This window comes from Neorhizobium alkalisoli (assembly GCF_007829835.1).
In the GTDB taxonomy this organism is placed as follows: domain Bacteria; phylum Pseudomonadota; class Alphaproteobacteria; order Rhizobiales; family Rhizobiaceae; genus Neorhizobium.
Genome location: NZ_VIWP01000011.1, coordinates 17,836 through 30,469 on the forward strand (window position 1 = coordinate 17,836; position 12,634 = coordinate 30,469).

Consider the following 12,634-nt stretch of genomic DNA (forward strand, 5'->3'; position numbering starts at 1 on the left):
GGTCGACCCCTCAAAGGCTACAGCCTTACTTGACTACGGCGATGCCCTGCGATCGAAACCTTCTACGGATCCCATGACGCATGGGATCATATCGTCGTCTCCGCCGCGCAGAAGCCGAGTGGTCCGGTTCGAAAGCTCCCGCTAGAAGACGCCAAGAAAGCGATGGAGAGCAAGTTCTGGGGCGCCTACCGGATCGCGAAAGCGGCCCGGATAGCGGATCGCGGCACGCTGACCTTTATTTACGGGTTCCTGAGCGAGCGCCCATCGGCCTCGTCGCTTTTGCAAGGCGCGATCAACGAACCATTGGAGTCTCTTGCCCGGGGTCGTGCTGGAGCTGTCTCCCATTCGGGTCAGTGCCGTATCTCCAGGTCTGATCGATACGCCGCTCTGGGCCAAGATGGACGAGGCGAGCTGCAACGCGATGTTTGAGCGCGTGGCCGGCGGTCTGCCCGCCAAGACCGTCGGCCAGCCCTCCGACATTGCCAACGCCGTTCTCTTCCTAATAACGACACCCTTTGCCACGGGCTCGACCGTGCGTGTCGACGGCGGTGGTGTAATCGCGTGACGCCATGTGGCTTGATCATGTGACGCTGAGAACCGGGATCTCGAAGGAACTCGGCAGTTTCTTCAGGACCTTGTTGTACTGACGGTGGGCTTGCGACCGAACTTCAACTTCCCTGGCTACTGGCTCTGTCCTGGCGACGAGCCACTCGTCCATCTTATTCCTAGCAGCGCGATGACCGTCGGCCGAGATGCTGAGACGGCCGACCATGCCGGCTTTCGCCAAGGGTAACCGACAAATGGCACATCGACGACAATCTGACTTTGCTCAAGCAGATGGGCGTCGTGTCGATAAAGTGACGTCCTGCAAACCAAACCTCATGGGGGTCGCCATCACCCACAAGGTGGCATGCTGAAGTTTCGCGTCCATTTCTATTTCTAACGGAGGACGCGTTATGCCGTCATTTCCGGAGATTTTCACCCCTAAAGTTCAATCGCCTCATTGAATCGCCCAATGTGCCAAGTTTCGTTGACGTCCGCACTCATCGGACTTCCACAGCGACAGGTGGCTTATTCCCGGCGCAGTCCGGCGCGTGGCCATTGATGACCACGAATGGGCGTGATCGATTGGTCAGCCCACCATCGTCGTCTGCCAGAAAGGCGAAAACCTTAGCCAGGGCGTCGCTGCCTTCTTACGAGCAGCCGGTCATCCATCCGAGACGCTGGAAGGCGGCTTCGAAGCCTGGCGCGCCTCAGGTGGACTGACCGTTCCTGCGGACGCGTTGCCAACGAGGCACGCTGCTGGGCGCACAACCTGGGCGACCCGGTCTCGACCAAAAATTGACCGGATTGCCTGCCCCTGGGTGATCCGTCGGTTCGTCGCTCCTGACGCGGTATCTCTATTCATCGCGCCCTCGAAGGTCTCCGCTGTTGCCGACCGCAATACCGCCATGCCCTTCGACATTGAGGATGTCTATCGGAGCCACCGCGAAGAGCTATGCACCTTCGACGTGATGGTAGAGAAATTCGGGCGGGCACGGAACCGATGCTTTAGAGCACCAAATGAAGCTTAGGCTTACATCAGCTGCCTCGAAGCATTCCCTACCGTCATCCTGCAGTTCGCATCACCGAAGCAACCCGAAGATCGGCGGTTGGTCATAACCTCTGCTGTTGCTCATCACCCTCTGCGTTGGGACGTTGAACGATCCTGCAGCGCCGCAGGATCGTTCAACCTGAAAGCGTGCAAGCCGGATTAGTCATCGTGTGTTGCCGTCCGTGTCCGCCACATGGTGAGTTGCCAACGACGATGCCGAACTCAAGCATCCCTTTCCTCTGCATCAAATAACGCGAACCGCTTCGGTTAACGGCAGGTCAGAGGCTCCTGGTTTTCCTCATAGTGGATACAAGTTCGGTGGAATGCAGTCGACCGATGATCTCATCTCCACCTCCTTGACCTACCGCGGCAAAACCTCCGAGCAGCCGCAACTTTATGAGTTGAGTTTGTTCCAGAGGCCCAAACGTGAAAATGCCGCGTATTCAGGTGCCCCATGACACGCCATTACACTTTCAACATTACTGACGCCGCTCGTTTACTCGACGTGATGTCAAACGAAGTTCGTTTGAAGGTACTCAAAATCCTCGTGGATCGCGAGATTGATGTCGGCGAGTTGAGCAAACAGATAGACATCGCACAGTCCGCAATGTCACAGCATTTGCGGAAACTTCGAGATGCACGTCTCGTGGATGTGCGTCGAAGCGGACAGTTCGTCTTTTATTCTTGTAAGCATGAAATCGTTAGACGTGTTCTTGAAATACTTGCTGAGATCTCGCGCGGTGAGCACTGCTAATCACACATTGAAATGGCCCGTGCCAGTCACCAAGGCATTTCCATGTCAATCGAGATCGACGATCCGATGTGCTGGACGAGCGGCGATCACAAATTCCGATTTGGTCGATCAGTTTGCAAGTACAGATGGCGTGCTATGACAGTGCGAACCGCGTTCGGGTGAAGTCATTTCGCAAAAGCTTGCACATCAGACTTCAGGCACCCCCTGCCCGCCTAGGCATACGGACATATCCTTGTTGTTCCATTTCCGCGCCGTCTTCAGTCGGAAGCCCAGAACAAACAGGCGTCATAAGCTGTCATACCCACCTCGCTGTTCTCTATCACCATACGGCAAGCTCCGCCGACGATGTACAAGCATTCGATCGGCGGGCCTGACCTCGTATCAAGGACCAATATGACTTGGGCAAAGAAATAGCGCCACTATAAGACCGAGGCCACGAACCCAACCATCCCAGCAATGCTTAAGGCATTGAGGAAAGCTTTCATGGCATACCCGTCTGACGGTGTTCACCGACCGACAGAGCATTGATAAACAGTGGATGACAGGGTGTCATGCTCCAACGCGTCGCACAAGCGGAGGCGAGCTTTATGCGCGCGAATACCAGGGTAACGCCTGATAACGTGAAGCAGTGCGTTTCAGCGGCCGGTCGCTATGTTCCCGCGCAATGAACACCCCACAGTCTGGAGATCGCACGTGGCAACAGGTACAGTAAAATTTTTCAATCAAGACAAAGGTTTCGGCTTCATTGCCCCGGACGACGGTGGCATTGACGTATTCGTACATGTCACCTCCCTCGCCTTTGGCGAGCCCTTGAAAGAGGGACAGAAGGTCTCTTACCAAGTTGGCCAGGATCGCCGGACCGGTAAGGCTAAGGCCGAAAACGTTACCGTGCTTTAGGCGGCCCAACTTGGCGGTGGCGCCACTACAGCGACGGCGCCGGACGGGGCTTCGTTTTAGGTGAATGATAACAAAGCCCGCATGAGCGGGCTTTGTCTCTGAAAAACGGATCTGACCCAGATGAGCTGCTATACATTGATGAGAAGGCGATCTCGGTAGCTACCGTTGTCACGCTTCAGGAAGTCGTTGTTGGGCTTGAACCTGTGAAGGCTAAATTGGCGGCTCTGAATGCGAAACGGGCGCGAAAGAAAGCGGCTTGAATCGCCCTAATTGTATAGTAACCTAAGGAACCGGTTCCCCCGGTAGTTGATATGCTCAACTTCAGCCCGCGCTTCATCGTTGCGGGCTTTTTTGTTGTCATCCGGACGTGAATCTTGCATGTTGTCAGCGGGTTCACTCTCCTGAACCCTGTGGAACCAAAGCACCTAGCCCGCGCCTACGAGCACGGGCTTTTTTTGCTTGCCGGGGCGTTGGGAGGGTTGGACTTCCGATACAACCCTCCCCTCACGGCTCAGTCGCTTGTCCCCGAACTGAGGCGCACAGGGATTATAAATGGTCACAATAGTACTGTCTATGTTCACGGGGACGCGATAGACCGAGTGTGCCGTCACATTGGGAGGGGTCTTTGGCAGTGCGTCGGCAGAGTACCGGCTCTCCCGTCGCTTTCCTTAGGCTTTGAAATGAGGTACGTATCACGCGCCCCATGGCTTGCAAGGGCACAAAACGGTTCATTTGTATATCAAAGCCGGATGAGCTGTTCCGGTTATCGACTATCTCCGGTAGCGGAAGTAAGCCTACCTGGTTACGTTATAGTCGGCGCGTTCTCAGGTGTGCACGCGGCTTTGTGAGGAACGCGACCATCAGCACAAACTTAAATATCTCGATTCGTTGAAACGCTAACGATTACGAGTCAGCGCAATCCGAATACAATCAAGCTCACCCCAGCGCAAACCGAAGCGAAGCAGATCAGCAAAACCATCATGGTTTCTGTCATGTCGTCCCTCATGATGAAGCGAGGGACAACTCACTTAACCTGCTTAGGTTCCTCAGCAATCCGTTTAAGATTGGATGCGATCACAAGCCTCCGTTCACGAAGCTCGATCAGAATGGCCTAATTTCCATGACTCGCGCCTTGGATGCTTCATAGAACAATCGGGACGAACGGAGCGGAAAGCTATAAATGGAATGGCTTCGCAACAAGAAGCATGTCGGTGCGTTGTGACGCAGGAACCCAGGAGACATGCATGCCCCGCACCATTCGTTTCGAACTTTTGGCGAAGTTTGGCTACGCCGCAAGGGGTATCGTGTTTCTCCTTGTAGCGTCGCTGGCACTATTTTCCGGGATCGCAGGCGGTAGACCAGAAACGAAGTCTGCCATATCGGCATTGCTCGACCAGCCTCTTGGCAGGATTTGGGTAGGTTTGATTGGTCTCGGACTTTTAGGTTTCGTCGCGTGGAGGCTTGCCCAATCCATCACCGACGCAGACGGGCAAGGCTCTGATACAAAAGCACTGGCAATCAGGGCTTCGCTTTTCGTTAGCGCGGTGACATATTTGGGTTTAGCGGGCTACGCCATCGGACACGCGTTGAGCGCCAGCAGCGACGACGGGGGCACGGGAGAAAAAAGTCTGGCGGAATGGGTCATGTCCCAGCCGTACGGATCGTACATCGCAATTGCGATAGGCGTCGGCTTCATTGTAGGCGGCATCGTCACAAGCGCCAAAGGCGTCACCCGTAAATTCGAAAAGTATATACACATTCCGGACCGCACCGGCGCTCTAACGTACATTTGCGTGTATGGGCTGATCGCTAGGGGCGTCGTATTTGCGGTCACCGGCATGTTGTTTACCTATGCGGGTTTCAAGGTCGATCCAGACCAGGCGGGGGGGATTGCCGACGCGCTCGATTGGTTGAGGCAGCTTCCGTTCGGACGAGCAATATACCTGATCATCGCAGTCGGCCTAGCAGCCTTTGGGGCCTACAATTTGATCGCAGCGAGATACCGGACCGTGAAAGGGCCTAACCTCGCTGACATTAAGCGGGCAGCCAGCGTAACCGCAGGCCGGTAAGCGGATTCATCAACTCGATTTTGGAGACGATTATGACCACTTCAGGCGGGTTCGACGAAACCCAGCTTAACGCCTTCAAGAATGCGCACCTCGATTGGTGTGCAGCCAATTCTATCGATCCGAAAAGCGAACTCGGCGAAGATGCAGGTGCGTATCTACTGCGAGCGTTCAACACTGGCTCTCGCACCGCTGACGAAATGATTGTCGCGCTGGATCGCTTTGCCGAAGAACGCGCTCGTCACGTCCAGCTGGGCTCACCCGCTATCCCATCGTCGAAAGATGGGCTCCCCGACTAGGTGATGAAAAATAGCAAATCATCGGTGCCACCCCCACCTTACCCTTGAAGGTAGCTACATCGTTCTTCAAGGGTGACTTCGGCGTACAATCAACCCAGGGTTGCCAAACGATGAACGCTAAGACCTAGTTAAGGATTTGATGGCAGCGAGCCCGTCGCGGGGTGAGCTCAGCGAAGGACGATGAGGAGAGACTTAAAGCGCCAGGTCTGACGTCGATGCGGCCAAGGTCTGCCTCGGAAGAGCGGGGACACGTTTGGAGGACAGATGGATCGCCGGATCTCAACCTCGAACTGGCGAAGAACACAGCCAGATTCGTATGAAGCGATTTCGGTGTGTGGCTCCGCGTCATCAGTTTGAGGTTAAGCTTGGCGAGTCATCGCACGGAAACGAGCGCTGACCGCCAGTTGGTAGATATGTTCTGGAATATTCCTGTCCTCGACCCGAGGGTCGGCCAACGCCAGCAATGACGCACGGCAGATGCGTTTTTCAGATGCATCCTGGCAGTTTTCGGTCACATACTCGTACAGCGCTGAGCCTGACAACCCTTCCAAAATACCCGAGATCATCATGCCATAGACAGAATTCAACTTCTTTCCCATGGAACGCCCTTCCGAGAGAATGTTCGCTTGCAAAACGCAAATACCGGTATTTTGTTCGAGTGAAAATTGCTCGCAAACGACAAACCAGTGTATAGAGGTCAAGCTGCCCGCCTCATTACCTTGTTGAGCCGCTTGATTGCTTGCTCAAGCGACCGCTGCCCGTCGCAATAATCCTGCCAAGCAGTGCTGTCCTTCAAAAGCCCAGGCACTGTTCGGATCGTGAAGCGTTTCGGATCAAGCCCCTTCTTTACCTGAGTCCAAGTGACCGGCATGGAAACGGTCGCCCCTGGCCGGGCTCGCGGTGACAATGGCGCCACAGCCGTCGACGTCCGGTCGTTTCGCAAGTAATCCAAGAAAATGCGGCCGTTCCTGAGGCTCTTCGTCATCTTGATTTGAGGGCGCTTTGTGTTCCGATATATCGGCTGCACGATATCTAGATACATTGCAAAGCATCCGTGACAAGCGCCAACGCAGGTACTCAATAGAGAGCAAATCAATCGGTCTTGAAAACACTCCAGAGCCCCATTATTTGAACATAAGAAGAACATTCGCTCGGAGCCGTCGTGATGGCTGCAGATGGAAAACAGCTTTCGAAAACATCAATCGACACACTGTCCGCCATATCGCGGTATCGTTATCAACGGCGATCGGGCCGGGTCTGGCTTGTCGGAAACAAGAGATTTGCTGCGTCGACTATCGCCGATTTGGAGCGGCGTTCGTTCGTTAGAGAGGTCGCGTTTAATGGCACGCCTCAGCTTGTTTTAACCGCCGAAGGGAAACGCTTTATAACGGCAGCATAGTGCTTTGCTGCCTAACAGCGTACATTTTGTCATTGTCGGTAGGTATCGCCGTAGACGGTGCGCTGTTGAGTACCAGATCTCGTCGCGACAAACGTTGCAACCTGCTGAAGCTGATCCTTGAGGTCGTCGTCAATTTCAAATTCGCAGAAAGTCGCACGAATTTGCGAGCGCCGCCGTTTTGGCGGGGCGTTGAAAATCATCGGTCATGCGGAGAGGCTGCTGGTTTTACTCGACAAGATAAGTGGCAGATTCCATTTTCAAATAATTCTCCCGAACAAGGAGAGCCGCATGTACGATTTTCAGCGCCGTCAGCCCGATGATCGGGCGTTCGGCCTACCCCTTATCAGCGTTGGCAGAATGATGCGGAAATGGCTTTAGCCGCCAGCCGAGATTATCCCAAAGCCACCGTGGGGCTGGTGCTAGTGGTCGGCGCCCTGGCATTTGCGGCTGGATATCTTGTGCGAGGAAACTCCACTGAATCGTAAAAACTTAGGGAACAGCTTCTGGTCTGTCTGGTTAGGGGGACAGGTCGTCACTGACCCAATCCCAACTTTAGGAGGAAATGTCATGGCCAATCAGGGCGGAAACCACGAGCAGCATGTTAAGGCTGGTCAGCAGAGCCACAAGAACCAGGACAGCGCCAGCCGGACCGACAAGGGTGTTCAGGCGTCGAAAGCTGCAGCCGGAAAAGACTCGGCACAGGGCAAGCAGGGCGGCTCGCATGAGCAGCATGTGAAAGCCGGCCAGCAGAGCCACAAGAACAGTCACTGAAGACTTTTTGATCCCAATCAAGGCCCGCCGCGAGCGGGCCTTTTTGTTGTTGGCCCCACCAAGAGGCAACGGGCCAGAGGATAGATTCATGGGCGCTAAGGATCGGATCCGCTGGATCAACGCGCGGTCTTATCAAATCTGGGAACAGTCGGGCCGGCCCGACGGGCTGCAGGATGAGCACTGGTATCAGGCAAGTGCTGAGTGGGACGAAGCGCATGCGGCTGAATATCGTGCGTGGTCGGCAGGTTGTGACCAGCAGCACGGCTCAGCGAGAGAAAGCTAACGTCGAGCGGCTGGCCACATCGAGGCCTCAATCGCCAATGGTAAGCCAGGCGGAACGTTTCTTGCCCTCGTCGTTCCAAGGGCGCATGTTCAGCGAAAATCGCGCGGCGGCTGTCGGCTGTCACCGGAGCGCCACATACTGAAATCCATTCCTGATGAGGCTACGATGAAGAGGGCCTCCACACTGCTGACCGCCATGAGCAATCCCAGGCGGCTGCAGGTGTTGAGCCTCATCGCCAGGCAGGAGATTGCGGTGGGCGTACTGGCGGAGCAGATCGGCCTCAGCCAGTCTGCCTTGTCCCAGCACCTGGCAAAGCTTCGACGCGCTGGTTCGGTGAAAACCCGGCGCGACTCGCAGCACACCTATTATTCCTGTCGATCGGCCGCAGTCCTGACGGTCTTGAGTGCCCTCGAGGCCATTGCCTGGACCGAGCAAGCTGCCGCACCTTCCAGGGCGAAGGCTAAAGTTGCAGGTTAAAGCCTGGGCAGATCATCAGGCTAGGAGCTTGTGCAACAAATCCACCAGCTCGTCCGGAGACGACGGCTTGGTGAGCCAGGTACAGCCCTGCAGCTCTTCGGGAACATCGGGCCGGTCGGTCAGACCAGAGTAAAACACAACCGGCACTCCCCGTGCGCGTAGCGTGTGCGCTATGTCATCCGACTTATCCACACCCACCCGGTAATCCAGGACGCCTGCAGACGGTGTAAAGGTATCGAGCCACGTCATCGCGTCGGCCGCCTTGACGAAACTGGAGACGGTTGCACCGGCGTCCTCCAGCGTCATTTCCAGTTCAAGCGCGATAAGGACCTATCGACCAACATGATGTGTTTGCCTTGAAGCATGCCGAGGTCCCGTGCTCTACGGCTCGATGATGACGCGCATTCATGCGTGTTGACATGACATAGGGGATGTGGAGGCGATCGCAATCACGCGTGGGTGGCATTGCGGAGAACGGCGGCTGAAAGCGTCGCCAGAGCCGACAATCCAGCGATTGTACGGTTTCGTACAGGCCGGCAGCCTAGCGCAACTGGCGACCGCGCTCCGCAGTAGGGTTCAGCGCCCAGCTTTCGAGGGAGCTGCGGTTGCGCGAAACAGCCATGAAGATATCGATGTCAGCCCGTGCCGGGCCGCATAATTGGAGAATACGCGCGCTTTCAGCCGACGAGAGCTGATAGCTGTCGCATAGCTCTTCGAGAGTGTAGATTTCCTTAGACATCGCTCCTCCTTGCGTTTGCCCTCAAATCCCAACCTTGCCAAAATGTTCCGCCAGCCGCCATTCCGGCAACGAACTGTTGCTTTGCGCGTTCTGAGGATGCCCGTGATCGACGGGTATGTACGGGAGGATCATTCATGGACATCGAACGTAACGAGTGGATCAGAGAGCGCGCTTACGCCCTGTGGGTGGAACAGGGCTATCCGCACGGCCTCGACAGCCAGCATTGGGCGCAGGCGACCGCCGAATGGGTTGACGCGACGCGGCAAAAGCCCGGCTCCGGCGCAAAGCTGACGCCTGCCGGTGAAATCTGGTCCGGCAGGTCGGCGAACCGAGCGGCTGCAGAATAGCAGAAATAGCCCTAACCGCATCCCCGCGCCTGGTTGCTGTTCCAGAATAAACGTGTTGCAATGTGGCACTTTCGTCCGAGGAAACTGCGCATGACCAGCCCGGAGCAGTTCATCGAGCGAGTGATTACCGGTTTGCGGGACATCAGTCCTCGCGACACCGTCGAGTTGGGTGTGCTTCACGGATTTGCCGTTGATGCGGCACAGAGCGATACGCCAAAGCTCGCCGCGTTTCTCAGCAGCCTCGACGGCCTGGAGGCGTTCTGCGCCGAGCAGCACCGCCTGCCAGAGATCATACAGCCTGTCAGTGTTGACGGGTCAGAGTGGCGATTTGTAAGGGCGTTTTCCTCAGATTGAGCTTTGCAACCCTAGTCGCCGGGCATTTTGCGGCGTTTGGCCGTCGCTCCATATTCAGAACGGATTTGAGTGGCAGTCTTTCCACGATGGTGCCGGCTTCGTCGGTAATTTCAAAGACCTGGCCGAGTTCGCCATTTCGCACCTTTAGGGCCAGGATCTCCCGGGCGGCGGCGACAGCCTCGTCATGGGCGGCCTGCGGATCGGCGCACTCTGTACCCTCCGGGTCCTCCTGATAGCGCTGCCCGTCTCTCATATGAAAATAGTACCGCGTGATATCCAACTCCTGGCTGTTTTCTCCTAAGTCGGATGGCGCCGGTTCGTTCCGTAAGACATCTCCTCCGGCTTACGCGGATGCTTTTGAACCTAGGAGCTTTTCATCCATTGCCTGTGATGCGATTCTAAAAAGGAACGTCTTATGCCTGTTGACACCTCCCTGACAGACAACAAGCTGCTCGCTGTTCTGGCGGCCGACAACCTCGACGAGGTTATGCCCCAGCTGGAATGGGTCGAGCTGCCGCGCGGCACCTGGCTTGGCAAGTACGGGAAGCCGACGAGCATGTCTATTTTCTCACCGACGGAATAGGGTCGGTCCTGCTGACGTCGCCGGAAGGCCATAATGCTGAGGCTGGCGTTTTCGGCCACGTTGGCTACATCCCCTCCTCTGCGGTTTCGGGGATCGAGTACAACATCTACGACATCAGTGTGCAGATCGCGGGGGCGGCTTTTCGCCTTCCCTACGAACGTTTCCGCCAGCTGATGGAAACCTCGCGAGAGCTCTCGAAGGTGATGATCCGCGCGATCGAGGCATTTTCGATCCAATTGGGCTATACCGCCCTGTCGAATGCCGTTCATGACACCAATGTCCTCCTGGCCCGCTGGCTTCTGATGTGCCACGACCGCGTCAGCGGCGATGAAATCCCCCTTACCCACGACTTCATTGCCATGATGCTGGCGGTGCGGCGGCCCAGTGTCACCACGGCCCTGCATGTGCTGGAAGGCAATCGGTTCATTTATGCCGAGCGTGGCCGGATCACCATGCGCGATCGGCCGGCGTTGGAAGACTTTGCCAGCGATGCTCACGGGCGGCCTGAACCCGAGTGGCGCCGCCTGATGACCGACTTGGCCGGCAAAGACTTTGATCTCACTAGAAACTAGCTACTTGGTGCTGCCGTAAGCAGGCTTGCCCGCCGCCGGTGGGGCTTCCACCGCGCGATCCGCCTGGAGCGGCCGAATGGCGTACAGCGACACGTCCCCTTCGCATACGCCGCGCGTCAGGCCCTCGCAGCCATGCTCGATCTCAATGGTGATCTTGAATTCGCTGGCTACCTACCCTGTAACGCAAGCGAGCGCCCGATCCGACAGCCAGGTCGCGGTCGCGAAGAGCAACGCGGAGTTTTATTCGGCTCACTCGCGAAGCTGAAGCAGCTGACATTCATCAAAAGGTCGAAGCTCTGAAGAGAAACTCGGATCTCGTCGCGCTGACTTATGCCGCCAGTCTACCATCCTTCAGGCTTTTCGCTGGTACGGTATCAGACCAAGTTCTGCGTCTCCTCCAAAGTTTAAAATGATTCAAAGGAACTTAAGGACTTGATGCTCTAGTTGCCCTGAAAGTTGGGGGCATTTATGTATCGCGTTTTTTGTGCGCTTCTCGCAAGCGTTTTCATGACGGCTGCCGCATGGGCCGGCCAAGACGACTGGACAGTCGCAAAGGTTAGTCAGCCGGTAAACTACACCCTCAACAAGCAGAAATGGCTGCCGGTGCGTGTCGGCGACATCATTCCCAACACGGCTTGGGTCTCTACGGGATCGCGAGGCCGCATCCAGCTCGTGCGCGGCGTCGAAAGCTTGACATTCCAGCCAGACACGCTGGCCGGCCTGTTCACTAAAGGCACGACAGATACGAAAACCGAAATCGTCCAGCAGACGGGTACGCTTGATCTCGAAATCGAGAGGCGAGACCATCCGCATACCACGGTTCAAACACCTTATTTCGCCGCCGTGGTGAAGGGCACCAAATTTACAGTCTCTGTAACCAAAGAAGCGGCTGAGGTTTCGGTCAATCGTGGCTTGGTCCAAGTAAGTTCTTTCAAAAGTGGTCAACGCGCTGATGTTGGCCCCGGCCAGAGCGCATCTGTGAGCAGCACCCGAGGTATGAGTGTAGCAGGCAAAGTGTCCTCGCCGACAATTACCTCCACTCCGCCAACAGCAGCAAAAGTACAGGCTATAAATGCGACACCGACCGCTGCGCCACCATCAACCAAGACCGCTCCAGCTGATGCAGCAACGACTGGTCCCACGTCGTCAAGAGCTTCCAAGGCTGATACTGGTGTCTCAAGAAGTGAAGCTGGCAAGTCTCAGTCGGACGGCGGGACTCGAGCTAGCGGCAGCGGATCTGACGGCAGGGACGGTTCCGATAAACCTGATGGAAATAAGTCCGACAAACCCAACAGCGATAAGCCCGGTAAGCCCGATGGCGACAAGCCTGGCAAGCCCGATGGCGACAAGCCCGGCAAGCCCGGTGGCGACAAGCCCGATGGTGACAAGCCCGGCAAGCCGGGTGGCGACAAGCCTGGCAAGCCCGATGGCGACAAGCCTGGCAAGCCCGATGGCGACAAGCCCGGCAAGCCCGATGGCGACAAGCCTGGCAAGCCCGA

Annotated in this window: 16 protein-coding genes and 2 pseudogenes; 13 read left to right on the forward strand and 5 right to left on the reverse strand. The window is 56.3% G+C overall.

Going from position 1 to position 12,634, the window contains the following annotated elements:
• The first annotated feature begins 313 nt into the window (after positions 1–313).
• The 6 genes from FHW37_RS34715 (at position 314) to FHW37_RS27600 (ending at position 5,610) form a co-directional block, all read left to right on the forward strand.
• Positions 314–565 carry an SDR family oxidoreductase gene (locus FHW37_RS34715; RefSeq protein ID WP_432442905.1) on the forward strand — a complete coding sequence of 84 codons (252 nt, stop codon included), beginning with the start codon at positions 314–316 and terminating at the stop codon, positions 563–565.
• Positions 566–1,142: 577 nt separating this feature from the next.
• A complete protein-coding gene (locus FHW37_RS34620; RefSeq protein WP_348642852.1) occupies positions 1,143–1,574 on the forward strand; it encodes a chromate resistance protein ChrB domain-containing protein in 432 nt (143 codons plus the stop codon).
• A 474-nt stretch (positions 1,575–2,048) separates the two neighbouring features.
• The gene (locus FHW37_RS27585) at positions 2,049–2,348 is read left to right on the forward strand and encodes an ArsR/SmtB family transcription factor (protein WP_145642290.1); all 300 of its coding nucleotides are present in this window, start codon (positions 2,049–2,051) and stop codon (positions 2,346–2,348) included.
• A gap of 693 nt (positions 2,349–3,041) precedes the next feature.
• Positions 3,042–3,245 (forward strand): cold-shock protein, encoded by a 204-nt coding sequence (locus FHW37_RS27590; RefSeq protein WP_145642293.1) that lies wholly within the window; start codon positions 3,042–3,044, stop codon positions 3,243–3,245.
• A gap of 1,244 nt (positions 3,246–4,489) precedes the next feature.
• Entirely contained in the window at positions 4,490–5,314 is an 825-nt protein-coding gene (locus FHW37_RS27595; protein ID WP_145642296.1) for a DUF1206 domain-containing protein, read from the forward strand.
• Between the two features lie 32 nt (positions 5,315–5,346).
• The gene (locus tag FHW37_RS27600) at positions 5,347–5,610 is read left to right on the forward strand and encodes a hypothetical protein (RefSeq protein WP_145642299.1); all 264 of its coding nucleotides are present in this window, start codon (positions 5,347–5,349) and stop codon (positions 5,608–5,610) included.
• 359 nt (positions 5,611–5,969) lie between these two features.
• Here the strand turns inward: FHW37_RS27600 and FHW37_RS27605 are convergent, their stop codons facing one another.
• The gene (locus FHW37_RS27605; protein WP_145642302.1) at positions 5,970–6,209 is read right to left on the reverse strand and encodes a hypothetical protein; all 240 of its coding nucleotides are present in this window, start codon (positions 6,207–6,209) and stop codon (positions 5,970–5,972) included.
• A 98-nt stretch (positions 6,210–6,307) separates the two neighbouring features.
• Positions 6,308–6,601 (reverse strand): annotated as a pseudogene (locus FHW37_RS34265) (hypothetical protein); the annotation flags it as partial.
• A gap of 975 nt (positions 6,602–7,576) precedes the next feature.
• Here FHW37_RS34265 and FHW37_RS27615 point away from each other — a divergent pair.
• The 3 genes from FHW37_RS27615 (at position 7,577) to FHW37_RS27625 (ending at position 8,540) form a co-directional block, all read left to right on the forward strand.
• On the forward strand, positions 7,577–7,780 hold the full coding sequence (locus tag FHW37_RS27615; protein WP_145642305.1) for a hypothetical protein: 204 nt from the start codon (positions 7,577–7,579) through the stop codon (positions 7,778–7,780).
• Positions 7,781–7,868: 88 nt separating this feature from the next.
• Positions 7,869–8,063: a DUF2934 domain-containing protein gene (locus FHW37_RS27620; protein ID WP_145642308.1), complete on the forward strand. Its 195-nt coding sequence runs from the start codon at positions 7,869–7,871 to the stop codon at positions 8,061–8,063.
• A 165-nt stretch (positions 8,064–8,228) separates the two neighbouring features.
• Complete coding sequence (locus FHW37_RS27625; RefSeq protein ID WP_145642317.1) at positions 8,229–8,540, forward strand: ArsR/SmtB family transcription factor; 312 nt, start codon at positions 8,229–8,231, stop codon at positions 8,538–8,540.
• 15 nt (positions 8,541–8,555) lie between these two features.
• On the opposite strand, the gene FHW37_RS27630 is transcribed toward FHW37_RS27625, so the two are convergent.
• Together FHW37_RS27630 and FHW37_RS27635 are read right to left on the reverse strand one after the other, a co-directional pair.
• A complete protein-coding gene (locus tag FHW37_RS27630) occupies positions 8,556–8,846 on the reverse strand; it encodes a response regulator (protein ID WP_145642320.1) in 291 nt (96 codons plus the stop codon).
• A gap of 235 nt (positions 8,847–9,081) precedes the next feature.
• Positions 9,082–9,279: a hypothetical protein gene (locus FHW37_RS27635; RefSeq protein WP_145642322.1), complete on the reverse strand. Its 198-nt coding sequence runs from the start codon at positions 9,277–9,279 to the stop codon at positions 9,082–9,084.
• A 134-nt stretch (positions 9,280–9,413) separates the two neighbouring features.
• Between FHW37_RS27635 and FHW37_RS27640 the strand changes: the two genes are divergently transcribed.
• Positions 9,414–9,626 (forward strand): DUF2934 domain-containing protein, encoded by a 213-nt coding sequence (locus FHW37_RS27640; protein ID WP_145642324.1) that lies wholly within the window; start codon positions 9,414–9,416, stop codon positions 9,624–9,626.
• A 90-nt stretch (positions 9,627–9,716) separates the two neighbouring features.
• On the forward strand, positions 9,717–9,980 hold the full coding sequence (locus FHW37_RS27645) for a hypothetical protein (protein WP_145642327.1): 264 nt from the start codon (positions 9,717–9,719) through the stop codon (positions 9,978–9,980).
• Here FHW37_RS27645 and FHW37_RS34720 read toward each other — a convergent pair.
• Positions 9,928–10,260, reverse strand: coding sequence for a DUF6894 family protein (locus tag FHW37_RS34720; RefSeq protein ID WP_432442906.1), 333 nt, complete (start codon positions 10,258–10,260; stop codon positions 9,928–9,930). The genes FHW37_RS27645 and FHW37_RS34720 overlap by 53 nt on opposite strands.
• Before the next feature lie 135 nt (positions 10,261–10,395).
• On the opposite strand from FHW37_RS34720, the pseudogene FHW37_RS27655 reads away from it, so the two are divergent.
• Both FHW37_RS27655 and FHW37_RS27660 read left to right on the forward strand, forming a co-directional pair.
• Positions 10,396–11,135, forward strand: a pseudogene (locus tag FHW37_RS27655) (Crp/Fnr family transcriptional regulator).
• 468 nt (positions 11,136–11,603) lie between these two features.
• On the forward strand, positions 11,604–12,634 hold a 1,031-nt coding region (locus FHW37_RS27660; protein ID WP_145642329.1), incomplete at its 3' end, for a FecR domain-containing protein.